This window comes from uncultured Ferrovibrio sp. (genome assembly GCF_937960835.1).
Classification (GTDB): Bacteria; Pseudomonadota; Alphaproteobacteria; order Ferrovibrionales; family Ferrovibrionaceae; genus Ferrovibrio.
The window spans coordinates 1-23,166 of record NZ_CALGPC010000012.1 but is presented as its reverse complement, the minus strand read 5'-3'; the positions used below and the strand labels follow the sequence as shown (position 1 = coordinate 23,166).

Here is a 23,166-nt window from a genome sequence, read left to right as displayed (position 1 = left end):
CGCCATTTTGAGGAGATTTTCCACCTCTGGGCGCGATCGATCCTGGTTTTCTGCCACTTTCCAGATAACCGCTTCTTAACGTCGCGCAGCGGTAGTCATTCACCCTCTTTTAAGCATGCTATCGGAGAGTGACCGGGTAAGTTTTTGACCCCGTGATGTTTTTCGCCCTTTGATTGGACCCGGCCGAAGCGTGTACACTATGGTTAAGCTACGGAAACGACGGCGAAATCGGGCGTGGCAGCCGGCGGAGACCCCAGGGCGGCCCGAGGGAAGGGTGTATTATGGCTAATGCTCCGGAACAGGCGCGCGGCCGCGACCGCGTAATCATTTTCGACACCACCCTGCGCGACGGCGAACAATCGCCCGGCGCCTCGATGAATTTGGAAGAGAAGCTGAAGATCGCCGCCGTGCTGGAAGGCATGGGCGTCGATGTGATCGAGGCCGGCTTCCCCATCGCATCCAACGGCGACTTCGAAGCGGTTCATGAAATCGCCAAGCGCGTCACCAACTCCATCGTCTGCGGCCTCAGCCGCGCGGGCCGCAAGGATATCGACCGTGCCTGGGAAGCTTTAAAGCCCGCCAAGCAGGCGCGCATTCACACCTTCATCTCCACCTCGCCGCTGCATATGAAATACAAGCTGCAGATGGACCCCGAGCAGGTCCATCAGGCGGTGATCGACAGCGTGTCCTATGCGCGCAACCTGTGCGACGACGTGGAATGGAGCTGCGAGGACGGCACGCGCTCGGACCGCGAATTCCTTTGCCGCCTGATCGAAAGCGCGATCAAGGCTGGCGCCACGACCATCAACGTGCCGGATACGGTCGGCTACACGATCCCGGAAGAATACACGGCGCTGATGCGCTACCTGATCGAGAACGTCCCCAACAGCGACAAGGCCAGATTTTCCGCGCATTGCCACAATGACCTCGGCCTGGCGGTGGCGAACTCGCTGGCGGCCGTGATCGGCGGCGCGCGCCAGGTGGAATGCACCATCAACGGCCTGGGCGAACGCGCCGGCAATGCCGCGCTGGAAGAAATCGTCATGGCGCTGCGCACCCGCGGCGACGCCATGCCCTATGAGACCAACATCAAGACCACCGAGATCATGAAGGCCTCGCGGCTCGTCTCGGCGGTCACCGGCTTCGTCGTGCAGCCCAACAAGGCCATCGTCGGCGCCAATGCCTTCGCCCATGAAAGCGGCATCCATCAGGACGGCATGCTGAAGCATGCCGGCACCTACGAGATCATGACGCCGGAATCGGTTGGCCTGAACCGCTCGACCCTGGTGATGGGCAAGCATTCCGGCCGCCATGCCTTCCGCAAGAAGCTCGAGGAACTCGGGTTCCGTCTGGCAGAGAATCAACTCAACGATGCATTCGGCCGCTTCAAGGATCTGGCCGACCGCAAGAAGGAGGTCTTCGACGAAGACCTCATCGCCCTGGTCGACGACACGGTCAGCCATGGCAACGACCGCATCCGCTTCGTCTCGCTCCAGGTGGTTGCCGGCTCGAAGGAGCCGCAGACCGCCGAACTGGAGCTGGAGATCGACGGCGCGCTCAAGGCGGTCAAGGCGACCGGCAACGGCCCGGTCGATGCCACCTTCAATGCGATCAAGGCCTTGTTCCCGCACCAGGCCAACCTGCAGCTCTACCAGGTCCATGCCGTGACCCAGGGCACGGATGCGCAGGCCGAGGTGACGGTGCGGCTGGAAGAGGCGGGCAAGACGGTGAATGGGCAGGCGGCGGATGCCGATACTTTGGTGGCGTCCTGCCGGGCTTATATCCATGCGCTCAACAAGCTGCTGGTGAAGCGGGAGAAGACCGCGCCGGCAGCATTGAGCGCCTGAAAATACGGGGGCTGGGGGTTGCGCTGCTCCGGTGCGAAAGCGATAACGGCGCAACGTTTTCGGTGAGGTGACTACTCGATGTTTTCGCGTTTGATGGGATTCATGTCGGCCGACATGGCGATTGACCTCGGCACGGCCAATACGCTGGTTTATGTGAAGGGCCGGGGCATCGTTTTGAACGAGCCGTCCGTGGTCGCCATCACCAATAACCGCGGCAAGAAGCAGGTCCTCGCGGTGGGTGACGAGGCCAAGCAGATGCTCGGCCGTACCCCCGGCAACATCGAGGCCATCCGCCCCTTACGCGACGGCGTCATCGCCGACTTCGAAGTGGCGGAGGAAATGATCAAGCATTTCATCCGCAAGGTGCATAACCGCCGTAGCTTTGCCTCGCCGCAGGTCATCATCTGCGTGCCGTCCGGCTCCACCGCGGTCGAGCGCCGCGCCATCATGGATTCTGCGGAATCCGCCGGCGCGCGCCGCGTCTTCCTGATCGAGGAACCGATGGCTGCCGCCATCGGTGCCGGCCTGCCGGTCACCGAGCCGACCGGCTCGATGGTGGTCGATATCGGCGGCGGCACCACGGAAGTTGCCGTCCTCTCGCTCGGCGGCATCGTCTATTCGCGCAGCGTGCGCGTCGGCGGCGACAAGATGGACGAAGCCATCATTGCCTATATCCGCCGCAATCATAACTTGCTGGTGGGCGAGGCCTCGGCCGAGCGCATCAAGAAGCAGATCGGCTCGGCCGCGCCGCCGGAAGACGGCAATGGCCTCTCCATGGAGATCAAGGGCCGCGACCTGATGAACGGCGTGCCGAAGGAATTGGTGATCAACCAGCGCCAGATCGCCGAAAGCCTGGCCGAACCGGTGGGTGCCATCGTCGAGGCAGTGAAGGTCGCCCTGGAGCATACCGCGCCGGAACTGGCGGCCGACATCGTCGACAAGGGCATCGTGCTCACCGGCGGCGGCGCGCTGCTGGGCAATCTCGACCTCGTGCTGCGCCATGCCACCGGCCTGCCGGTTTCGATTGCCGACGAGCCGCTGTCCTGCGTGGCTTTGGGCACCGGCCGCGCGCTGGAAGAGATGAAGACGCTCAAGCACGTTCTGTACAACCCGCCTTACTGATCGCATCGGTCGAATAGGCAAACCGGAGGGCATCGCGGGGGCACATGACGAGACGGTCGGGACGCAGTGCATGGATCGCGGCGCCGTTTCGGCTGCTGCTGCAGCGCTTCGCGTTCCTGCTGCTGCTCGGCGCTGCCATCGGCCTGATCCTGCTGGGCCGCATCGACCGCCCCTTGGTCGAGCGCACCCGCGCCTTCGTCGCCGATATTGTCGAGCCGGTGCTTTCCGCCATCGCACAGCCGGTGGCGGCGATCAATGCCATGGTCGGCTGGGTGGAAGACATCCTCTATGTCCATGAGGAGAATTTCCGCCTGCGCACCGAGAATGCCCGTCTGCTGCAATGGCAGGAGGTCGCGCGTCGGCTGGAACAGGACAATGCCAGCCTGCGGCGGCTGCTCGCGGCCGGCCCCGATATCAGCCAGACTTTTGTCACCGGCCGCGTGATCGCTGACGGCGCCGGATCCTATGTGCGCTCGGTGCTGGTCAATGTCGGCGCCCAGGACGGCGTGAAGAAGGGGCAGGCGGCAATCGGCCCGGGCGGTTATGCCGGCCGCGTCGCAGAAGTGGGCCAGCGCGCTGCACGCATCCTGCTGCTGACCGACTTGAACTCGCGTCTGCCGGTGATGCTGCAGGATGGCGGCCATCGCGCGGTGCTGACCGGCGACAACTCGCCCTTTCCCAAGCTGGAATATCTGCCCGGCCATGCCAAGCTGGCGATCGGCCAGCATGTCGTGACCTCGGGCGACGGCGGCCAGTTCCCCGCCGGCATCCCGGTGGGCGAAGTGATCTCATTGGCCGATGGCGCGGCCCGGGTGCGGCCCTTCGTGGATATCGGGCGGCTCGATTTCCTGCGCATCATGCAGTTCGACGAAACCAGGCTGGAAACCGACGAGCCAGTTCTGCTGGCTTCGCCGCCGCAGCAGCAACGCTAGGAGGCGGGCCGATGTCTGCGTTGCTCGGGCAAGCTAGCCGCCGCGCCCGCGCTCTGCTGCCGCTCCTGAGCAGCCTCGTGCTGGTCCTGATCGGCCTTCTGCCGCTCGGTCTGCCGCATTTCGGCGCCGTGGCCCCGGCGCTGGCCCTGATGGCGGTTTTCTACTGGAGCATCTTCCGCGCCGATCTGATGACCATGCTGGGTGCTGCGCTGATTGGCTTGTTTCTCGACCTGCTTGGCGGCGGCCCGCTGGGGCTTAATACGCTGATCCTGCTGCTGGTGCACGCGCTTGGCGTGTCGCAGCGCCGGATTTTCCTCGGCTCATCCTTCCTGGTGAACTGGTCGGGCTTTGCCCTCGTCGCCACGGTCACCGCGGCGGGCGGCTGGGCTGTTGTGTGCCTGCTGCATTGGACTTTGCTGCCGGTTCTGCCCCTGATCGGGCAATGGGGCCTTTCGCTTGCGATTTATCCCGCTATCTATTGGCTGCTGAGTCGCCTTGAGCGCCGCTATCTGCGCTCACTCGCGCCGATCTGAACGCCATGGCCATCAATCGCCGCGACAACGATCTGAAAGCCGTCTTCACGCGGCGTGCCCTGCTGCTGGGCACCGCGCAGCTCGCCCTGTTCGGCGTGCTGGCGGGCCGGCTGTATTACCTGCAGGTTCTGGAATCCGACAAATATACGCTGCTGGCCGAGGAAAACCGCATCAACATGCGGCTGCTGCCGCCGCGCCGCGGCCGCATTCTCGACCGCTACGGCATCGAGCTGGCCAGCAACCGCCGCAACTATCGTGTGCTGATCGTGGCTGAACAGGCCCGCGATGTCGATGCCACCCTGGCCGCCCTGGCGGAACTGATCCAGGTCGACGAGGTGCAGAAACAAAGGGTCAAGCGCGAGATCGAGCGCCGCCGCAAATTCGTACCCGTGGTGGTGGCCGAGAATCTGTCCTGGGACGACTTCGCCAAGGTCAATCTGCATAGTCCGGATCTGCCGGGCGTGCAGCTCGATGTGGGCGAGACGCGCGACTATCCCTTCGGGCCCGATTTCGCCCATGTCGTCGGCTATGTCGGCGCGGTGTCGGAAGGCGACCAGGGCGACGATCCCTTGCTCGAGCTGCCGGGCTTCCGCATCGGCAAGAGCGGCGTGGAAAAAGTCTATGACGAGCGCCTGCGCGGGCGCGCCGGTCACAGCCAGATGGAAGTCAACGCCTATGGCCGCGCCATCCGCGAGCTGACCCGTTACGACGGCCAGCCCGGCGACGATGTGGTGCTGACCATCGATGCCGAGCTGCAGCGCATGGCGATGCAGCGCTTCGGCGAGGAAAGCGGCGCCGCCGTGGTGATGGATGTCCATACCGGCGACATCCTGGCGCTGGTATCCAATCCCGGCTTCGATCCGAACTGGTTCAATGTCGGCATCACCCAGGCCCAGTGGCGCCAGCTCAATAGCGACAAGTTCAAGCCGCTGATCAACAAGGCGGTGCAGGGCACCTATCCGCCCGGCTCCACCTTCAAGATGGCGGTGGCGATCGCCGCGCTGGAGGCCGGCGCGGTGGATGCCAGCACCCGCGTTTTCTGTCCGGGCCATATGGAATTCGGCAACACCCGCTTCCATTGCTGGAAGAAGGGTGGCCATGGCGCCATGAATGTCGTCTCCGCCCTGGAGGAAAGCTGCGACATCTTCTTCTACGAAGCCGCGCGCCGCATTGGCGTCGACAAGATCGCCGAAGTCGCGAAGAAGCTGGGCCTGGGCGCGGTGACAGGCCTGGACGTGACCGGCGAGCGCAGGGGCCTGATCCCGACGCGCGAATGGAAACGCGCCGCCCTGAACCAGCCTTGGCATCCGGGCGAGAACCTGATCACCGGCATCGGGCAGGGCTACGTTTTGGCCACGCCGCTGCAGCTTGCCGTGATGGCTGCGCGCATTGCCAACGGCGGATATGCTGTTGAACCGCGTATCGTGCGGCCCAGCGCCACCTTTGGGCCCGAGCCGGATCAGCGGCTGGCCAAGGACCGCTGGCCGTCGCTCGGCATCAAGCGCGAATATCTGGAACTGGCGCAGGAAGGCATGATCCGCGTCACCTCGCCGCCGCGCGGTACCGCGCAGCGCGCCCGCATCACGCTGGCCGAATATGCCATGGCCGGCAAGACCGGCTCCGCCCAGGTGCGCCGGATCAGCCGCCTGGAACGCGAGACCCGGGTGCGCAAGAACGAGGAGAAGCCCTGGGAAGAGCGCGACCACGCGCTGTTCGTCGCCTATGCGCCGATCCACGCGCCGCGCTATGCCTGCGCGGTAATCGTCGAGCACGGCGGCGGCGGCTCCACGGCGGCGGCGCCGATCGCGCGCGACATCATGCTGGAAGTGCAGAAGCGCGATCCCTCGCGCAAGGAGCGCTCGGTACCGGGCGTCACCACCGCGGCTGCCGAGTTGAAGGGCGGAGGCTGAGATGCGGTCGCACTGGTATAGCCGCGGCAATGATATGACCCTGGGGCGCAAGCTGCGCGACATCAACTGGGGCTTGATCCTGCTGGTCACCGCCATAGCCAGTATCGGCTTTGCCACGCTCTATTCCGCGGGCGGCGGCAATCTCGATCCCTGGGCCGACCGGCAGATGCTGCGCTTCCTGGTCGGTCTGGTGGTCATGACGGTGATCGCAGTGACCGATATCCGGCTGTGGATGCGGCTGTCCTACGTGATCTATTTCATCGGTTTGCTGATGCTGATTGCGGTGGAACTGTTCGGCCGCGTCGGCATGGGCGCGCAGCGCTGGCTCAATCTTGGCTTCATCCATATCCAGCCGTCGGAGGTGATGAAGATCGCCCTGATCCTCACCCTGGCGCGGTATTTCCATGGGCTCTCTTACGAGGAGGTCGGCCGCATCCGCTGGCTGATCATCCCGCTGGCCATCGTGTTCGTGCCGGTCGGCCTTGTCATGAAGCAGCCCGATCTCGGCACCGCGATGCTGCTGCTGATGTCATCCGGCGCGGTGTTCTTCTTTGCCGGCGTGCGGGCCTGGAAATTCCTGGTTGGCATTGCCGCCGCCGGCGCCTCGCTGCCGATCGCCTGGGGCTTCTTGCACGAATACCAGCAGAAGCGGGTGCTGACCTTTTTGAACCCGGAGGAAGATCCGCTCGGCGCTGGCTATCACATCATGCAGTCCAAGATCGCCCTGGGCTCGGGCGGCTTCACCGGCAAGGGCTTCATGCAGGGCACCCAGAGCCATCTCAGCTTCCTGCCGGAAAAGCAGACCGACTTCATCTTCACCATGCTGGCCGAGGAGCATGGCCTGATCGGTGCGCTGGTGCTGCTGGCTCTCTATATCCTGGTGATCGCCTATGGCTATGCCATCGCGCTGCGCTCGCGCAGCCAGTTCGGCCGCCTGCTGGCCGGCGGCCTCACCACCATGCTGTTCCTCTATGTCTTCATCAATATCGCCATGGTGTCTGGCCTCGTGCCGGTGGTCGGCGTGCCGCTGCCGCTGGTTTCCTATGGCGGCACGGCGATGATGACCTTGCAGGTGGGCCTGGGGCTGCTGATCGGCGTCTACGTGCACCGGGATGTCGAGATTCCGCGCCATATGAGCGGGTTGTAACTATTTGGCCAGCAAGGGTATTTTCTGGCCCGCAAGACCCTTGCATTTCTCGCGAATCACGGTATTTTCGCGCGGCTTTCGGCGCTCAGTCCTCATCGAGGACGCAGCCGCCCGAGGGAAAATGGGCGCATAGCTCAGTTGGTAGAGCAGCTGACTCTTAATCAGCGGGTCCTAGGTTCGAGCCCTAGTGCGCCCACCATTTTCCCCCATCTCTCGTTGTCATACCTGATACGCGCTGGCCGGCTTAGCTGGCCGGTCCTCTGTTTTCTGATCGGCAATCGTCACAGATTGGCTATGCGCAGGTCACGGGCGCGGCATCCTGTAACCCCAGCGTCGTTCTAGTTTGTTTGCCCAGGCGGAACCCATTCGGGCGGAACCGGACGGAACGATGAGCAAACCTGTGCTGATCAACATCGGCTGCGGACGCGTCTGGCATCCCGATTGGATCAATCTCGATCACCGGCCCACCGCGCCCGAAATCCGGCCTTTCGACATCCGCAAGCCGCTGCCCTTTGGTGAGGGCGTGGCCGATGCGGTCTATGCCTCGCATGTGCTGGAGCATCTGGAGCGGGACGAAGCGCGCCGCCTGCTGCGGGATTGCCGTCGCATCCTCAGGCCTGGCGGATTGCTGCGCGTCGTCGTGCCCGATCTTGAGGATCTGTGCCGCTTCTATCTCGAACGCCTGCAGGCAGTGATCGAGCGGCCCGATGGCGACAACGAAATGGCCTATAACTGGGCCTATCTGCATCTGCTGGATCAGCATGTGCGGCGGCAGAATGGCGGCGAGCAGGGCGCCTTCATGACGACGCCGGGCCTCACCGCCAACGACAATGTCCGCGCGCGGCTTTCCACCGATGTTTTGCGCATTCTTTATGAAGATCCAGACAGTCTGCGCCCGCGCGGCGCCCGCGGCCGCCTGCGCCAGGCGGGCTTGCAGGTCGCGCGCCGCGTTCTGCCGCAATATGTGGCGGAAGCTCTGGAAAGCGCCTTCGTGCTGCGCGCCGGGGAATTGCATCGCGTCGCCTATGACCGGTTTTCGCTGCCGCGCCTGCTGCGCGAAGCGGGCTTCATGGAAACCGCCATCCTGGATGCGTATAGCAGCGGCATTCCCGATTTCGCCATCGCCGAACTCGACTGCGTGCAGGGCAAGCCGCGCAAGCCCGGCTCGCTTTATGTCGAAGCGGTCTGCCCCTGGATCTGAGGGACGGAATCTAAGGGAACTGGCTCACGGCGTATCCGTTCCTGATTCAGGAGGTGGATCATGGCCATCGACGAAAAGCTGCCGGCGCCGCGGGATCGGTCGCGCATCGATATCGGCCGGGACTGGGAACTGCGCTGGTGGTCCAAGGTCTTCAACGCTTCGCCTGAGGAGCTGAAGCGCGCCGTGGCAGCCGTCGGCCCCTCGGTCTTGGCGGTGGCGCAGCATCTCGATGTGCCGCTGGAAGCCGAGCCGCCGGACAGCGACACGCTCTATACCACCGGTCCGCACTAGCCGGCGCCTGCCGGTATTGATCACGCCATCGCCACACCTGACACGCGGCGGCCATGGCGCTATGGCGGCATGGCGAAACGGTTTCATCTTGCTCTGCTGTTCCTGCTGCTGCTCTGCCAGGGCACTGCCTGCGCGCAGCCGCCTGCAACGCAACCGACAGCAACCTCGGTGCGGCACAAGCCCTGGGTACTGATTTCCACCGATATCGGCGGCAGCGATCCTGACGACAAGCAGAGCATGGCGCATGCCTTGCTCTATGCCGACCGGCTGCATTTCGTCGGCCTCGTTTCGACGCCCACCCGCCATGGCGGCCGCGCCTCCGATCTGCTGGAGGTCATCGCAGCATACGAGAAGGATTATCCCAACCTGAAAACCTGGTCGGCGGATTATCCAACGCCCGCCTATCTGCGCAGCATCGTCCACCAGGGCCAGATCGAGCCGCAACCGCCGGAAGGCTTCAGCGCGCAGTCTTCGCCTGGTACCGATGCCATCGTGCAGGCGGCCTATCGCGCGCGCGAGGCAGGCCGGCCGCTTTGGGTGCTGGTCTGGGGTGCGGCCACCGATCTGGCGCAGGCGCTGCACACCGATCCGCGCATCGTCACGGTGCTGCGCGTCTACTCGATCGGCGACTGGAACACCGAGCAGGACCGCGCCGCGCGCGACTATATTCACCGCCATCATCCGGCCCTGTGGTGGATCGAAAACGACAGCAGCTTCCGCGGCCTCTATATCGATGAGAACGGCAGGGACAATAACGGCTGGCGCATGGAGGATGCGCGCGGCCATGGCGCGCTGGGCGAGTATTTCGTTGCCGCGCGGCCTTGGGGCCTGAAGATGGGCGATACGCCGTCGCTTTTGTATCTGATCGATCACGCCGATGACGGCGATCCCACGGCGGATAGCTGGGGCGGCAGCTTCATCCGCGATCCGATGCGGCCGCAGCGCTGGATAGACGATCCCGACCGGCGGCTGGATATCGCAGGCTACGCGGGTGCTGAGACCATCCGCCGTTTCCAGGCGGCGATCTACCGCGACATCGCGGCGCGCTTCGACCGCGCCCGCGCGCCGCGCTCACCGGGCACGCCGCTTGCGGCTTCCGCCCGGCCCGGCGGCTAGAGCCGCCAGTTCTCTTCTCGACATCGCAAAATAAGTCCTGCGGCGCTCCCCAAGGCCAAAAGCGGCTGGAAAGCGCGCGCAGGAAAGGCATGCGCAGGTCGGCAACCTGGTGGACGAACCTGGTTTGACGAACCCTGGCTCAGGTTTCTTCTTGTTATGACGCCTTGTCTGCAAAACCCCGGTATGGATTGGCTCGGACCTTCATCCTCGCCGTTACTCTGCCCGCCTCGTACAAACTCTTGCTACCACCTCCGGCTAGGACTTCAGTGGATGCGATAGCGGCGGCGTGTCGGCCGCTTGTTCAATCCATACTTGTTTTCGAACCGGATCAGATCGCCGCGCGCGCAGGCCGCACGGTTTTCCGCCCGGGCCGCATCCCGCTCCAAGTTGCGCACCGTCTGCAGCATGAGGCGGCTCTTGGCAAGGTCAGCGGCGGCCTGGGCGGCCTTCAGTTCGGCTCTGGCCGCAGCCAGCGCGGCCTGAACCTCGCTGTACTTGCTGGTGGCAGCCCCGAAGGCTTCCGAGAGTAGAGAATGCAAACGAAGGATCTGACTTTCCATTGTTGCCCCTCAATGTTGTTGTTCGTTGCGCTCGGAGGATCACGCCGGAAATTGCAAGAATCCAGTGGTCGTGTGGTGACCGAAGGGCTGTGGATAACTTCTGCTAGACCCCCGCCCGGTCACACTTCAGGATGAGTTTTATCGCGCTATTCCGGCATTTTCAAAAAGCTCAGGAATGCTCTTTGCGGTAGCGAAAATCATTGTGTACGGATGATATTCGCCTTTCTGGTGTTAACCGAACGGCGGCGAAAACTGCTCCTATAGCGATATTCCTCTCATGGCTGATCGCGTTAGGACTGACCGCGCGGAAGTGGTAGCCGGCTTCTGCGGCTGGCGCTTTCGGACGGCCATGCTATGCCTGCCGCCTCATTGCACTGAGCGTTGAGCCGAGAGTTCTAATGCCTGAACCCATTCTTGAAACCGAACGCCTGATCCTGCGTCCGCCCCAAGCCGGCGACCTCGATGCCTGGGCGGCAATGATGGCCGATGAGGAAACCGCGCGTTTCATCGGCGGCGTGCAGCCGCGCCAGATGGTATGGCGCAGCCTCTGCGTGATGGCCGGCGGCTTTGCGCTTTACGGATATGCGATGTTTTCGGTGATCGAGAAATCCACCGGACGTTGGATCGGCCGCCTCGGTCCCTGGAAGCCGGAAGGCTGGCCAGGCACGGAAATCGGCTGGGGCCTGGTGCGCGACGTCTGGGGCAAGGGTTACGCCACCGAAGGCGCGGCGGCAACGATGGACTGGGCCTTCGACCATCTTGGCTGGACCGACATCATCCACTGCATCGACGAGAAAAACGCGCCGTCGCGAAAGGTTGCGGAGCGCCTCGGCTCCACCTATCGCTATGACACGAACATGCCCGCACCGTTAGAGAACATGCGCGTGCAGATCTGGGGCCAGACGAAGGACGAATGGAAGGCGCGCCGCGCCAAGGCCTGAGCGGATCAGTCATCGTCCTGCTATTCCATTGCCCTGCTATTCCATTGCCTTGGGCAGCTCCGCTGCCAGAAGATCGATGGCGGCGCGCACTTTGAGCGGCAGATGCGGCGTCTTCAGCCACAGCGCATGATTGTCGAAGGCATAACCCGGCTGTTCGGGCAGCAGCGCAACCAGCGCGCCGGCGGCGATGCGCTCGCGCACCAGCCAGGAGGGCAGCCAGGCTAACCCCATCCCCGCAGTTGCTGCATCGGCAATGGCGGCAAGATCGTCCAGCCGCAGGCGTGCCAGCGGCGTGACTTCCTGTATTGCAGTGCTGTCGCGCGGAAACAGCCAGGGATGCACCCAGCCGGGCCGGCTGTAGAGAATCGCCTGGTGGCGTGTGAGATCTTCGATCCGCTCCGGCCGGCCATGCGCATCGAGATATGACGGCGCGGCACAGACCAGCATGCGATGCTGCCCGATGCGGCGCGACATCATGCCGGCCCGGTCCTCCAGTCGCCCGGTGCGGATGGCGAGATCGAAACCGTCTTCCGCCAGATCGGCGATGCGGTCGCTGAAGGAGAGGTCGAGTTCCAGTCCCGGATGCCGCTCGACCAGCCGCAGCAGGATCGGCGCTACGCAATAGCGGCCCAGCAAAGCCGGCATGGTGACGCGCAGGCGTCCGCGCGGCGTGCCCAGCTGATCGGCGGCCAGCGCTTCGGCGGCCTCCGCCTCGGCCAGCACCAGGCGGCAGCGTTCGTAATAGGCGCGGCCGAAATCGGTCAGGCTCTGGCGACGCGTGGTGCGGTTCAGCAGCCGCATGCCCAGCCGCTCTTCCAGGAAGCGCACGTGCTTGCCCACCATCGGCGCCGACAGGCCAAGCGCCTCGGCAGCGGCCGCGAACGAGCCCGTATCCACGGCTTTGACGAAAACGGCCATGCTGGTCAGGCGGTCCATTCGAAACTCCCGGTTTCTTCTCTTCTGTCTGAACCGCCATTTATCGCGGCGGCCTCGCGCGGCATAGCTCCTTTCAAATCGTCTGATTTGGAGTTGATCAATGGCACGCGCAACGGCACGCATCGTCCGCTTTCACCGCCTGGGTGGCCCCGAGGTCCTGCAGATCGAGGAGGTCGCACTGCCCGATCCCGGCCCGGGCGAAGTGCAGATCGCCGTCAAGGCGCTCGGGCTGAACCGCGCCGAGGCGATGATCCGCTCCGGCAACTATATCGAAAGCCCTGACTTGCCCTCTGGCCTCGGACTCGAAGCGGCCGGCATCGTGCACAGGCTGGGCGAGGGCGTTGAGGGCCTCGCCATCGGCGATGCAGTCAGCATCCTGCCGCCGCCCTCCATGGTGCGCTGGCCGGCCTATGGCGACTACGCCACATTTCCCGCACGCCATGTGGTGAAGCATCCCCCCCATCTGAGCTTTGAAGCCGCAGCCGCGACCTGGATGCAGTATCTCACAGCCTATGGCGCGCTCATCGATATCGCAAAGCTGCACAAGGGCGAGTTCGTCGTCATCACCGCCGCGTCCAGCAGCGTTGGCCTTGCCGCCATCCAGATCGCCAGCCGCATCGGCGCGATCCCCATCGCCGTGACGCGCGGCCGTGCCAAGGTGGATAAGCTGCGCGAAACCGGCGCGGCGCATGTCATCGTCTCCGATGAAGAGGATCTGGAATCCCGCCTGAAACAGATCGCCGGGGCGGATGGCGTGCGTGTGGTGTTCGATCCGATCGGCGGCCCGATCTTTCTGCCGCTGACGGCGGCGATGGCGCGTGGCGGCATTCTGATCGAATACGGCGCCCTCAGTCCGGAGCCGACGCCATTCCCGCTTTTCACCGTGCTGACCAAAAGCCTCACCTTGCGCGGCTATGTGGTGCACGAGATCATCGGCGATCCGGCGCGGCTTGAACCCGCCAAGGCTTTCATCCTTGAGGGATTAGAGGCCGGCACGCTCAAGCCGGTGATCGCCAGCGCCTTCGCCTTCGATCAGATCGTCGAGGCGCACCGCTTTCTGGAATCGAACCAGCAGTTCGGCAAGATCGTTGTGACGGTGTGATCACCTGCTTTTCTTACAGCCAGCCGCTGCGTTTGAACCGCGCATAAAGCAGGCCGCACACGCCGCCCATCAGCAGCAGCGCCAGAGGATAGCCCCATCGCCATTGCAATTCGGGCATGAACTCGAAATTCATGCCCCAGATGCCGGCAAAGGCGGTGGCCACGGCGAAGATGCCGGCCCAGGCGGCAAGCCGCTTGGTCACTTCGCTTTCCTCGATGGTCACCATCGAAAGGTTAACCTGGATCGCCGTGGTGATGGTGTCGCGCATGGTATCGAGTGAGTTGTTCAGCCGCTGCAGGTGGTCCGAGACGTCGCGGAAATATTCATGCATCTGGTTGCAGGGCGCCGGCACGCGGCCGCCATGCAGACGCATCACGCCTTCCATCAGCGGCGCCACCGCATGCTTGAGTTGCGTGACTTTGCGTTTCAGCGCATAAAGCCGCTCGATATTCTCGCGCGCTGAATTGGCTTCCTCCTTCACGCTGTCGCTCTTGGCGAAGATCTGCTCTTCGATCTCCTCCAGCTCGTTCTCCAGCGCTTCCATCACCGGGAAATAGCGGTCGACCACGGCATCCATCAGCGCGTAGAGCACGTAGCCCGAGCCAAGCTGCAGCAGATGCGGTTCGCGCTCGGCGCGGGAGCGCACGCCAAGGAAAGTCTGCTGGCTGTGGTTGCGCACCGACAGCACGTAATTGCGGCCGACGAAGACCGCGATTTCGCCCACCTGCATCTTGCCGTCGACCATGTCGATCAGCTTCATCACGACGAACAGGCTGTCGTCGTATTCCTCCACCTTGGGCCGCTGGTGGCCATTCTGTGCGTCTTCCACGGCCAGTTCATGCAGGCCGAATTCCTCCTGCATCTCGGCCAGTTCTTCCGGCGTGGCGTCTTTCAGCGCCACCCAGACAAAGCAGTCGGGCTGGCCGATATAGTCGCTGATATCCTGAACCGGCAGTTCGGCCAGTTTCTCGCCCCGGCGATAGACCACGCAATTGACCAGCATCTTGAACTCTCCCCATCGCGCAGCCCGGCTTTGCATCCCTGCGGCGGCGTCGCTGCCTGCGGGCCTGATTCGCGGCAAACGCTCGAATGAAGTCTATCTCTTTGGCGGCCAGGCGGGGCGGCGAAGCGCAGGCTTGATGTTTCTATAATGTTTTCTGTCTCGATGATGCCCGATGCGGGCGACAGGCATGCATATATATGCCTGTGGAGAAGCCGGAAGGGCAGCGGAAGCGGCGGGAAGGAGCGGGAAGTCCTGAAGCCGCCGGAAGCATCCGGAAAGCCGGGGGGAGGCTGGCGGAAGGGAAGGTCTGTGACCGTCGCGGGAATGAAAATGGACTGAAATGGAGCTGAATGGTTCTTGACGAACGCCATCGGTTCGAAACGGGCCGCAGCGGTCATGGCCGGTGCAAAACGGGTGTCAGCGGAGCCGGGCGAGGGGAGATTGGCGGCGGATGCTGACCTGGGTTCGTGCGGAGAATCGGGGCGAAAGCCGGGGTGCGGCCGCTGGAATGACCTCAGGTTGTCGCCACAGCAACATTGCGCCTTTCCCAGCCCTTAGGTTGTAACACGCAGATTCCTTGTGCTTTTTCCCCAAGACGGAATAATGGGATCCTCAGATTGAAACGGAGGGGAAGCCCATGACGTCCGAGCCGCAGTCAGACTCCGCCCTCTCTGCGTCCAACCCCTCCGCATCCGGCCCCTTTGCGAAGCCCGCCCATCGCTGGCGGTTTTTCCGTGCCGGCGGCTTCGATCAGGTGCGCATCGAGCGCGGCGAGGATCTCAAGGCGCTGGACAGCCTGGACCAGAAGCTGTGGCTGGCACTGGCCTGCCCGATCGACAGCCTGCAATTCGACCGCCGCACGCTGACGCTGATCGACACCGACAATGACGGCCGCATCCGCGCGCCCGAATTGCTCGATGCGGTGCGCTGGGCCACTCATATGGTCAAGGATGCCGATGCCTTCTTCGCCGGCCATCGCAGCCTGCCGCTCAGCCTGATCGACGACAGCCATGAAGAAGGCGCGCAGCTGCTCGCCTCGGCCCGGCGCATCCTCGCCAATATGGGCAAGCCGGATGCGGCCGAAGTGGCGCCGGAAGATGCCGCCGATGTGAAGCGCATCTTCTCCGATACCTGCTTCAACGGCGACGGCATCGTGCCCCCGGCGGCGGCGGAAGATCCCGCGATTGCCGAGCTGATGAAAAAGATCATGGAGCTGTTCGGCTCCAGGCCCGATCGCGGCGGCGCGGCCGGCTTGGGCCAGGAAGAGGTCGATGCCTTCTTCGCGGCAGTCGAGGCGCATCTCGCCTGGCATCAGGAAGCCGAAGGCAAGCCGGAGATCAACCCGCTTGGTGCGGGTACCGAAGCAGCGGTGGCGGCCTTGCAGGCGGTCGAAGCGAAGGTCGAGGATTATTTCACCCGCTGCCGCCTTGCGGCTTTCGATCCGCAGGCAGCGGTGGCGCTGAATGCGGACGAGAAGGCTTTTGCTGCGGTCGCGGCGGAAGATCTCTCCGCGGCGACTCCCGTCAGCGGCTTTCCGCTCGCCAGGATCGCCGCCGAAAAGCCGCTGCCGCTCAGCCGCGGCGTCAATCCCGCCTGGGCTGGTGCCATTGCCACGTTGCGCGATGCCGTCGTCACGCCGCTTCTGGGGGCGCGCGATGAGCTGAGCGAAACCGAATGGCAGGCGGTGAAGGCCAAGCTGGCGCCGACCCGCGACTGGCTGACGCGCAAGGCTGGCGCGGTAGTCGAGAGCTTCGGCCTGGAGGCGTTGCGGGCGTTGCAGTCCGGCGATGCGCGGGCACAGTTGACCAAGCTGATTGCCGCCGACAAGGCGGTGGCGCCGGAATTCGAAGCGGTGGCATCGGTCGAGAAGCTGGCACTGTATCTGCGCGACCTTGTGCCGCTGCTGAACAACTTCGTTGCATTCAAGGATTTCTACACCCGCCGCGCCAAGGCCGTGTTCCAGATCGGGCGGCTCTATATCGATGGCCGCTCCTGCGATCTGTGCATCCGGGTGGAAGACGCCAACCAGCATGCCGCTTTGGCGACGCTCAGCCGCATTTATCTGCTCTATTGCGACTGTGTCCGCCGCGGCAGCAACGAGAAGATGACGATCGCGGCTGGCGTTACCGCAGGCCATGCCGATCAGCTCATGGTCGGCCGCAACGGCGTGTTTTACGACCGCGAAGGACGCGACTGGGATGCGGTGATCACCAAGATCGTCACCCATCCGATCAGCATCCGCGAGGCATTCTGGATGCCGTTCCGCCGGGTCGGAAAATTCATCGGCGAGCAGATCGAGAAATTCGCCGCCGCGCGCAGCAAGCAGGTCGAGCAGCAGATGACGACGCAGCTGGTCGCGACCGGCAGCCAGGCGATCAGCGGCCAGCCTGCGCCGGCGCAAAGCGCGCAGCAGCAACAGCAGGCTTTCGATGCCGGGCGGTTTGCCGGCATTTTTGCCGCCATCGGTCTTGCCATCGGCGCCATCGGCACGGCTTTGGCTTCGGTGGTGACCGGATTGCTGAATCTGACCTGGTGGCAGATTCCGCTCGCCATCGCAGGCGTGATCCTGCTGATCTCCGGGCCGTCCATGCTGATTGCGGCGATGCAGCTGCGCCAGCGCAACCTCGCGCCGCTTCTGGACGCCAATGGCTGGGCGGTGAATGCCCGCGCGCGGATCAACATTCCCTTCGGCGGCAGCCTGACCCAGCTGGCGAAGCTTCCGCCCGGGGCCGAACGCTCGCTGACCGATCCTTATGCCGAGCGCACCACGCCCTGGCGGCTTTTCCTGGTTTTGGTCATCATCTTGATCCTGCTTGGCTTTGCCTGGCGCTATGATCTGTTGCAGCGGCTCTTCGGTTAACCAAGTTCGCTGGCGCGGATTCCATTCGCCAGCCCCCTGGTTGGCACGCTAGGATGCCGTCATGACCATTGCGCCACGCTTCTTCAGCCCCATCGGCACCCTGCGCCATGCCGAGCGCCTGAACTTCCTCACCCAGGATGTTCGCGCAGCCGGCACCGTGCTGGGCTTTTTCGGCGCGGCAGCGGCATTAGGCGCGAAGCCGGCCGAACTTGTGCTGATGGTCTGCCGCCGCCACAGCCCGTCCGATCTGCATCGCCAGGTCGTGCTGGTCTTCCAGCAGGATCGCGGTTTTGCCGATGCGCTGTCCAAGCTTTACCGCGTTCATGGCCGGCCGCTGGGCTTCGAGGCGCAGCAGCGCTGGTGCGCCATCCCGGAGCCTGCCTTCCTGCGTGACGAGACTTACGCCCTGATGGCGGCGCGGTTTCCGACGCTGCTGCTGATCGAGGAAGATGAAGACGGCTCGCTGCACATCGAAGTGCATGCCTCTTCGGGCTTCAAGACCCAGCCGCAGTTGAAGCTGGCGCCGCTGCAGCCGCGCAAGCCGGCGAAGAAGCCCGCAGAGCAGAAACCGGCCCAGAAACCGGAACAGCAACCGGCGGCAAAGGTGATGCAGATGCCGCCGCGGCCGGGCGCTGCAGCTTCAATCCCGCCGCAATCGGTGATGACAAGCCAGATGGCACAGCCGGTGGCGGAAGTCGTGCCCTTGCGGCCGCGCAAGCTGCGCAGCGCCGTGGCCTTGAACGAAACCGTCGAACGCCGCGTGGTGGATGAATTCCGCCGCCTGTTGCGGACGGTCGCGCAGCATTCCTGATTATCTGATCTAGCTGTCGCGCTGGCGCTGCGAAAGCGGGCCTGTGCACATATACGCGCCGTCCTGATAGACCAGCGGCGCGACTTCCGGCTGATAGGTGGCGCGGATGACACGGCCGATGCAGATCGAATGCGTGCCATAGGCATGCAGGGCTTCGATCTCGCAGAAGATGTTGGCCTGGGCATCGGCCAGATAGGGCACGCCGGCCGCGTCGCTGAGCCATTCGCCTTCGGCAAAGCGCGCCTCGCCCTCGGCCAGTCCGGAAAAGACCTCCGACAGCCGCTGCTGGCTGCAATGCAAGAGGTTGATGCAAAGCTGGCGTCCCAGCCCGAGCTGGGCATGCAGGGCAGCGGAACGGTTCACACAGGCCAGCACCGCCGGCGGATTGGCGGAGACGGAGGTGACCGCCGTTGCGGTCATGCCATGGCGCAGGCCGCTGGCGGAGCGGGTGGAAATCACGGTGACGGTGGCTGCCAGCCGGCGCATCGCGGCACGGAAGGCCTGCTCAAGCGATTCTGCCGGCGGCTGGGTCATGGGCGACTGGGTCATGTCTCGATCATGTAAGGGAGAATGCCCCTCGCTTCAATTCGGCCAGAGAAAAGCCTGCGACCTTTTGCCCGTGCGCGAAATCTGAGCTTGGGCAAGGTTTTAGGCCCCGATTCTGAGCTTTCACAGTAGCTCGACGAAACCGCCCCTTAAGCCTTTGATTTCATTAAGGCGGTTTCACGATAAATGATCGGTTTTTGCAGAGAAATTGTGAGAAAACCGGGATTTCTTTCACGATTGCTGTAACATGGGGTATGGGCGGCGCGTTTTCTAAGCCACGTCAATGACTTAGCTTTTCGGCGACATTGCAGTTTTTGCGCCTGAATTTGAATCTGCAGCGCTCGATTGCCCTCAAATTGGGCCTTCTGTCACCAGTTGATGCCCATTCCGCGGCTGTCGAGCACGTCATTCACGACGCGTCCGATCGCGAATCCTTTGCTCTCCCAGGTCATCATCCGGCTTCGCAGGTATGTGAGGATGCGGGGCAGATCGGAGGTGGCCCAGATTTCTTCGTCGGACGCCGCGGCGATGAGAGCTTGCTTCATTTTGCGGGGCGCCAACTGGCAGATTGCCAGCCCGAGGCTCAGTCGAAAGCCTATCCGCGGATCTGGTTCCTTGGCGCCTAGATTGTAGGGGCCGGAGAATTGTCCGAAGCGTTTGTGGGACGCACCGAGCAGGCTGTGTCGTACTTTGGGCGGGAGATCCGAGAAATGTCCGAAGACATCTATGGTTTCGCTAAGCTGTAGGCCCCGGAGCAATTCTGGAACCGGCTGCGGGCGGTCGAAAAGGATGTTCTCGATGTACCGCTGGCCTGAAATCTCCTCTTCCGAGACTGGTTCCCGAACAAGGTTTCGGAGGTCATGTCCATTCCGGCAAACGGTGAGATCGAAAACACGCCAGTCCAGTGGTTTTGGCTTTCTGGGATTGCACTCAGGGCAGCTTAAGACAAGGCGTATCTGATGTTTGGTGCAGACCTGGGCAAACCGGAAATTCCAGATAAGTCGATGGTGCGCTGATTCCTTGAGGCATTCCGGGCATAAGCGGCGCCCCTCACGGTTGGGAAGGCATGAGAAGGGAAGTTCGTGGCCCAAGACGTGGAAGACGGCGTCGCCCCACCGGCCTTTTTCGCGCGCTTCTGTGGGGGCCAGGCTTCGTAATTCTTTGAATGGAACCCCGGAGAGCGCACTCAAGCGGGTTATTTGAGCATCTGTGAACTGGGTCTGACGAAAATCCAGGTCTGCGGCTGAGGCAATCCAGTCTGCCGGAACGGGCTCGATCCCGTCCGCGGGATCGGGAGAATTGCGCTGTGCCAGCCGGTTAAAGAAGCTTTGCATGCTTTCGTCCGGCTCCGGCGAAGCGGATAACGACAGCGGCTGAATTTTGTCCATGAGAGACCAAGGATTTCGTCGCCCTGGGGGACGGGCGCAGAATTTGTGCCTCAGATTGATGCGACAGGCAAGATTACCGAGCGGCGGATTGGAATCCTCCCGGTACCGCCAAACAACGAGTCCACATTCGTTGCAGATATCCGCTCTGCCTCTGAAGCACTGTCGTCGGTGGTCTTCTTGCATGCCACTGCCGCAAACTCCGATCAGCAGCGACAACGATCAGGAGCGGTCCGTGTTCACCGAAAGCGATTTCTCTCACGATGAAGGTGCTAGTGTATCCTATGCCGTCACTCACCATAGTTATCCGGTGCTGTGCGAGTTCGAGCTGGCATCCTTAGCGTACTTCGCATCTCTAGAAGAGTATCCGTGCAATCGAACTCGGGTACAAAGGCGGGCAATTCGAAGGATTTCAGGACTTCGACTTCACAGCGCAACAGGCGGTGGAACTCAGGTAAAGCCCTTCGTAGCTCGAGTCCCATGTATGTCGGTAATCCGAGAGTGACCCCAAGGCCCATTATAACGAAGCACCAGAGGCCCACTGACGACATGGCTTTTCGAATCTGCACCTTGCGGGTTTCTTGGGAACGGTTCGGGGAGAAAACATTGACGACGTCAGCTATCTTGAAAAAGTAGAGGATAGCCACGCCATATCCACTCGCGAAAACCAGCATAGTCGATAGTGTTAGTACAGTGTCGGCGTAATAGACTTGAGCAGGAGTAAGATCGCCGCTCAGCAATGCAGAAAGCGCTATGCCTGCCACTGCAGCGATGCCGCCCATCACATAAATGCTTATGCGGATCGCATCGTCCATTCTTTGGCGCCACCAAGCAAGCGTGGCTCCCGTTGGGTCTAGATCGATCTCTTTGGCAGTTTCCGGCTCAATACCCTCATGGGCGACAATTGGGGGGATGTTCGCTTTCGGTATACCTTCTTCAGATGGGGCCCGAGTGGCTTTTCGGGACACTTCATCTAATGCTGCGGAAACAACTTCCAGTGTTCGTTCCACCTGATCATGGTTCGAGCCTCCCAATCCAAACGCTTGTACGAAGGCTGGTTTATGAGCCCAGGTTCCTCCAAATGAACCAGAGAGCTCCGACACGGCATCTTTCAGTGCCCTCCACCTGATTATTGAAATCGGCGCCCATGTTTGGCGATGGCGGCATGCTCCAATCGAATTCCCTCGCATGCTTGCTGAACATTTCTCCGGCTCGGTGTGCCCTGTCTATTACGTCCTCGGAGTTGGCGGTTGAATCAGCTTGCAATGCAGACACATCTGCATTGAGTCTAAGCAGGCTATCTCTGACCGGTCGCAAGTAGGTGTCCAGGTATACCAGTTCATCTTCGTAGTCCTGCCGATCCTTCTTAGCTTCCCTTTCGCGACGTTGATGCGTCTGTTGATTTGATTGCCAGACCGTGATCATGGCGGCAATTGCGGCCACTGCGCCGCTGAGCGCCGATATGATTTCACCGGCTGAGGCGAGGTCTATTCTTTCCATGGGTCAGTATTGGTTCTGGAGGGTGGTTTTGGATTGACGAAACTTGCTCTACGCTGGAACTGCCAAATAGCAGATATGACCAATTATAACTGCTGCAAATATCGGATGAGGTGGGTTGGTGGGCAAGCTATCGGAACAGGAACTGCGAACCCTTCTTAGCGCGGCGGAGAGTCGACAGCATGCGCGCGAAGAGCGGGAAGATAAATTGATTGTCGAGGCATTCAAGTCAGGTATCGTTCCTGTGCCAGAGGATATTCGGGCAATACTTCGTCAACGCAACTTCTCACACAGGAAGCGATTGATGAGCCATCATCCGTTCTGGAAAGAATGGATGCTCCGTCAGGGATTCGAGGCATTGTATGGGGCAGCGGTTGCTGCACGGGTTGACGTTTTGCGGCACAATGCTGCGCTCGGCGCATTTGCGGCGGGCCACGACCAGTTCCATGAGCACGTCGACTATACCGTGTCTAATCCATCCCAGAAGGACGTCCTCGCATATTGTTCAATAGCGTTTTCGGTTGTCGACAATAATCGCCGAATTCGGAAATTACGACCGGACTTGGAGGCAATCTTTCCGGGACTCATTGAACGGCATTTCAATAACTCCGTGACTGCCTTCGTTATGATGCTTCGAGAAAATCTCACCCATGGTCGAATGGTGATGTCGAATTGGACAATTTCACGCGACGAGAATGGGACCGCGGGTCAAATGTTGTTCGACGTCGACGATTTGTTGCTTTTTGGTAAGTGGGATGCGATGGCGTTAGAGTATATCAAGGTGCAGCCACATGGGAGAGTAAATATCGGCGCGGCAATTTCCGAACATTTCAAGCATCTCACCGAATTCCGAAGGGAGATAGTTGACTTCCTTGCCAGGAACCGACGGGCAGACGAAATCGACTTTTTCGAAATTGAAGACGAGCACCGAGAACGAGGCTATCTGGTCTGCCCCCTGAAAAGTGGTCCTCCCTGAAGTAGGCTATTGAGCCGTAGGAGGACGTTGGAATGCCCCAGAAGAAGCACAAACCCGAAGAGATCGTGGCGAAGCTGCGCCAAGTCGATGTTCTGTTGTCGCAAGGTCGTTCTGTCGGAGAAGCGGTCCGTTTGATCGGCGTGACGCAGTTTACGTATTACCGGTGGCGCAAGGAGTTCGGTGGCCTGAAGGGTGACCAGGTGAAGCGGCTGAAGGAGCTCGAGAAAGAGAATGACCGGCTGCGCAAGGCGGTCTCGGACCTGACACTCGAGAAGCTGATCCTGAAAGAGGCTGCTTCGGGAAACTTCTGAGCCCCGCTCGCCGTCGCCGTTGCGTCGATCGTGTCATGGCGAAGTTCTCCGTCTCGGAGCGGTTTGCCTGCAAGGTTCTCGGCCAGCATCGTTCGACCCAGCGCAAAAAGCCGCAAGGCCGGCCCGATGAAGAGGCGTT

The 23,166-nt window shown here is 62.2% G+C and carries 21 protein-coding genes, 1 tRNA gene and 1 pseudogene; 16 read left to right on the top strand and 7 right to left on the bottom strand.

The features are described 5' to 3' along the window. The first annotated feature begins 281 nt into the window (after positions 1-281). The 10 genes from Q0603_RS12140 to Q0603_RS12095 all read left to right on the top strand — a co-directional run bounded on the left by Q0603_RS12140 (position 282) and on the right by Q0603_RS12095 (position 10,099). The gene (locus tag Q0603_RS12140; RefSeq protein ID WP_298725993.1) at positions 282-1,847 is read left to right on the top strand and encodes a 2-isopropylmalate synthase; all 1,566 of its coding nucleotides are present in this window, start codon (positions 282-284) and stop codon (positions 1,845-1,847) included. Positions 1,848-1,925: 78 nt separating this feature from the next. Further along, positions 1,926-2,969 carry a rod shape-determining protein gene (locus tag Q0603_RS12135; RefSeq protein ID WP_298725991.1) on the top strand — a complete coding sequence of 348 codons (1,044 nt, stop codon included), beginning with the start codon at positions 1,926-1,928 and terminating at the stop codon, positions 2,967-2,969. Between the two features lie 44 nt (positions 2,970-3,013). Further along, positions 3,014-3,901: a rod shape-determining protein MreC gene (gene mreC, locus Q0603_RS12130; RefSeq protein WP_298725988.1), complete on the top strand. Its 888-nt coding sequence runs from the start codon at positions 3,014-3,016 to the stop codon at positions 3,899-3,901. Between the two features lie 11 nt (positions 3,902-3,912). Next, on the top strand, positions 3,913-4,434 hold the full coding sequence (gene mreD, locus Q0603_RS12125; RefSeq protein ID WP_298725986.1) for a rod shape-determining protein MreD: 522 nt from the start codon (positions 3,913-3,915) through the stop codon (positions 4,432-4,434). A 5-nt stretch (positions 4,435-4,439) separates the two neighbouring features. Next, a complete protein-coding gene (gene mrdA, locus Q0603_RS12120) occupies positions 4,440-6,344 on the top strand; it encodes a penicillin-binding protein 2 (RefSeq protein ID WP_298725984.1) in 1,905 nt (634 codons plus the stop codon). 1 nt (position 6,345) lies between these two features. Further along, positions 6,346-7,491 carry a rod shape-determining protein RodA gene (rodA, locus tag Q0603_RS12115; RefSeq protein ID WP_298725982.1) on the top strand — a complete coding sequence of 382 codons (1,146 nt, stop codon included), beginning with the start codon at positions 6,346-6,348 and terminating at the stop codon, positions 7,489-7,491. A gap of 123 nt (positions 7,492-7,614) precedes the next feature. Further along, positions 7,615-7,690, top strand: a tRNA-Lys gene (locus Q0603_RS12110). Between the two features lie 189 nt (positions 7,691-7,879). Further along, a complete protein-coding gene (locus Q0603_RS12105) occupies positions 7,880-8,692 on the top strand; it encodes a methyltransferase domain-containing protein (RefSeq protein ID WP_298725980.1) in 813 nt (270 codons plus the stop codon). A 60-nt stretch (positions 8,693-8,752) separates the two neighbouring features. Continuing rightward, positions 8,753-8,983 (top strand): DUF3606 domain-containing protein, encoded by a 231-nt coding sequence (locus Q0603_RS12100; protein ID WP_298725978.1) that lies wholly within the window; start codon positions 8,753-8,755, stop codon positions 8,981-8,983. 69 nt (positions 8,984-9,052) lie between these two features. Next, positions 9,053-10,099: a DUF1593 domain-containing protein gene (locus Q0603_RS12095; protein WP_298725976.1), complete on the top strand. Its 1,047-nt coding sequence runs from the start codon at positions 9,053-9,055 to the stop codon at positions 10,097-10,099. 263 nt (positions 10,100-10,362) lie between these two features. Here Q0603_RS12095 and Q0603_RS12090 read toward each other — a convergent pair whose 3' ends face one another. Beyond that, positions 10,363-10,659 (bottom strand): hypothetical protein, encoded by a 297-nt coding sequence (locus Q0603_RS12090; RefSeq protein WP_298725974.1) that lies wholly within the window; start codon positions 10,657-10,659, stop codon positions 10,363-10,365. 398 nt (positions 10,660-11,057) lie between these two features. Between Q0603_RS12090 and Q0603_RS12085 the strand changes: the two genes are divergently transcribed. After that, the gene (locus Q0603_RS12085; protein WP_298725972.1) at positions 11,058-11,600 is read left to right on the top strand and encodes a GNAT family N-acetyltransferase; all 543 of its coding nucleotides are present in this window, start codon (positions 11,058-11,060) and stop codon (positions 11,598-11,600) included. A 36-nt stretch (positions 11,601-11,636) separates the two neighbouring features. Here Q0603_RS12085 and Q0603_RS12080 read toward each other — a convergent pair whose 3' ends face one another. Continuing rightward, positions 11,637-12,536, bottom strand: a complete 900-nt coding sequence (locus Q0603_RS12080) for a LysR family transcriptional regulator (RefSeq protein ID WP_298725970.1) — start codon at positions 12,534-12,536, stop codon at positions 11,637-11,639. Positions 12,537-12,636: 100 nt separating this feature from the next. On the opposite strand from Q0603_RS12080, the gene Q0603_RS12075 reads away from it, so the two are divergent. Further along, complete coding sequence (locus Q0603_RS12075; protein WP_298725968.1) at positions 12,637-13,638, top strand: zinc-dependent alcohol dehydrogenase family protein; 1,002 nt, start codon at positions 12,637-12,639, stop codon at positions 13,636-13,638. Positions 13,639-13,651: 13 nt separating this feature from the next. On the opposite strand, the gene corA is transcribed toward Q0603_RS12075, so the two are convergent. Then, a complete protein-coding gene (corA, locus tag Q0603_RS12070) occupies positions 13,652-14,641 on the bottom strand; it encodes a magnesium/cobalt transporter CorA (RefSeq protein WP_298725966.1) in 990 nt (329 codons plus the stop codon). 637 nt (positions 14,642-15,278) lie between these two features. Here corA and Q0603_RS12065 point away from each other — a divergent pair. After that, complete coding sequence (locus Q0603_RS12065; protein WP_298725964.1) at positions 15,279-17,501, top strand: hypothetical protein; 2,223 nt, start codon at positions 15,279-15,281, stop codon at positions 17,499-17,501. Between the two features lie 61 nt (positions 17,502-17,562). Then, a complete protein-coding gene (locus Q0603_RS12060; RefSeq protein WP_298725962.1) occupies positions 17,563-18,312 on the top strand; it encodes a hypothetical protein in 750 nt (249 codons plus the stop codon). Between the two features lie 9 nt (positions 18,313-18,321). Here Q0603_RS12060 and Q0603_RS12055 read toward each other — a convergent pair whose 3' ends face one another. From Q0603_RS12055 to Q0603_RS12040, 4 genes are all read right to left on the bottom strand, one after another. Continuing rightward, positions 18,322-18,861, bottom strand: a complete 540-nt coding sequence (locus tag Q0603_RS12055; protein ID WP_298725960.1) for a flavin reductase family protein — start codon at positions 18,859-18,861, stop codon at positions 18,322-18,324. 365 nt (positions 18,862-19,226) lie between these two features. Next, on the bottom strand, positions 19,227-20,246 hold the full coding sequence (locus Q0603_RS12050) for a TniQ family protein (protein ID WP_298725958.1): 1,020 nt from the start codon (positions 20,244-20,246) through the stop codon (positions 19,227-19,229). A 287-nt stretch (positions 20,247-20,533) separates the two neighbouring features. Beyond that, positions 20,534-21,346 carry a hypothetical protein gene (locus Q0603_RS12045; RefSeq protein ID WP_298725956.1) on the bottom strand — a complete coding sequence of 271 codons (813 nt, stop codon included), beginning with the start codon at positions 21,344-21,346 and terminating at the stop codon, positions 20,534-20,536. Next, a complete protein-coding gene (locus tag Q0603_RS12040; RefSeq protein WP_298725954.1) occupies positions 21,303-21,743 on the bottom strand; it encodes a hypothetical protein in 441 nt (146 codons plus the stop codon). The genes Q0603_RS12045 and Q0603_RS12040 overlap by 44 nt, the downstream gene beginning before the upstream one ends. 118 nt (positions 21,744-21,861) lie before the next feature. Between Q0603_RS12040 and Q0603_RS12035 the strand changes: the two genes are divergently transcribed. Both Q0603_RS12035 and Q0603_RS12030 read left to right on the top strand, forming a co-directional pair. Next, the gene (locus Q0603_RS12035) at positions 21,862-22,716 is read left to right on the top strand and encodes a hypothetical protein (protein ID WP_298725952.1); all 855 of its coding nucleotides are present in this window, start codon (positions 21,862-21,864) and stop codon (positions 22,714-22,716) included. Positions 22,717-22,748: 32 nt separating this feature from the next. Continuing rightward, positions 22,749-23,166, top strand: a pseudogene (locus Q0603_RS12030) (transposase); the annotation flags it as partial.

What these genes read in the sequence shown, in the direction of transcription:
- Q0603_RS12075 (WP_298725968.1), top strand. Translation starts at nt 12,637, where the DNA reads ATGGCACGCGCAACGGCACGCATCGTCCGCTTTCACCGCCTGGGTGGC.
- Q0603_RS12060 (WP_298725962.1), top strand. Translation starts at nt 17,563, where the DNA reads ATGACCATTGCGCCACGCTTCTTCAGCCCCATCGGCACCCTGCGCCAT.
- Q0603_RS12085 (WP_298725972.1), top strand. Translation starts at nt 11,058, where the DNA reads ATGCCTGAACCCATTCTTGAAACCGAACGCCTGATCCTGCGTCCGCCC.
- rodA (WP_298725982.1), top strand. Translation starts at nt 6,346, where the DNA reads ATGCGGTCGCACTGGTATAGCCGCGGCAATGATATGACCCTGGGGCGC.
- Q0603_RS12090 (WP_298725974.1), bottom strand. Translation starts at nt 10,659, where the DNA reads ATGGAAAGTCAGATCCTTCGTTTGCATTCTCTACTCTCGGAAGCCTTC.
- Q0603_RS12080 (WP_298725970.1), bottom strand. Translation starts at nt 12,536, where the DNA reads ATGGACCGCCTGACCAGCATGGCCGTTTTCGTCAAAGCCGTGGATACG.
- Q0603_RS12095 (WP_298725976.1), top strand. Translation starts at nt 9,053, where the DNA reads ATGGCGAAACGGTTTCATCTTGCTCTGCTGTTCCTGCTGCTGCTCTGC.
- mreD (WP_298725986.1), top strand. Translation starts at nt 3,913, where the DNA reads ATGTCTGCGTTGCTCGGGCAAGCTAGCCGCCGCGCCCGCGCTCTGCTG.
- corA (WP_298725966.1), bottom strand. Translation starts at nt 14,641, where the DNA reads ATGCTGGTCAATTGCGTGGTCTATCGCCGGGGCGAGAAACTGGCCGAA.
- Q0603_RS12135 (WP_298725991.1), top strand. Translation starts at nt 1,926, where the DNA reads ATGTTTTCGCGTTTGATGGGATTCATGTCGGCCGACATGGCGATTGAC.
- Q0603_RS12140 (WP_298725993.1), top strand. Translation starts at nt 282, where the DNA reads ATGGCTAATGCTCCGGAACAGGCGCGCGGCCGCGACCGCGTAATCATT.
- Q0603_RS12105 (WP_298725980.1), top strand. Translation starts at nt 7,880, where the DNA reads ATGAGCAAACCTGTGCTGATCAACATCGGCTGCGGACGCGTCTGGCAT.
- mreC (WP_298725988.1), top strand. Translation starts at nt 3,014, where the DNA reads ATGACGAGACGGTCGGGACGCAGTGCATGGATCGCGGCGCCGTTTCGG.
- mrdA (WP_298725984.1), top strand. Translation starts at nt 4,440, where the DNA reads ATGGCCATCAATCGCCGCGACAACGATCTGAAAGCCGTCTTCACGCGG.
- Q0603_RS12050 (WP_298725958.1), bottom strand. Translation starts at nt 20,246, where the DNA reads ATGGACAAAATTCAGCCGCTGTCGTTATCCGCTTCGCCGGAGCCGGAC.
- Q0603_RS12055 (WP_298725960.1), bottom strand. Translation starts at nt 18,861, where the DNA reads ATGACCCAGTCGCCCATGACCCAGCCGCCGGCAGAATCGCTTGAGCAG.
- Q0603_RS12040 (WP_298725954.1), bottom strand. Translation starts at nt 21,743, where the DNA reads ATGGAAAGAATAGACCTCGCCTCAGCCGGTGAAATCATATCGGCGCTC.
- Q0603_RS12100 (WP_298725978.1), top strand. Translation starts at nt 8,753, where the DNA reads ATGGCCATCGACGAAAAGCTGCCGGCGCCGCGGGATCGGTCGCGCATC.
- Q0603_RS12065 (WP_298725964.1), top strand. Translation starts at nt 15,279, where the DNA reads ATGACGTCCGAGCCGCAGTCAGACTCCGCCCTCTCTGCGTCCAACCCC.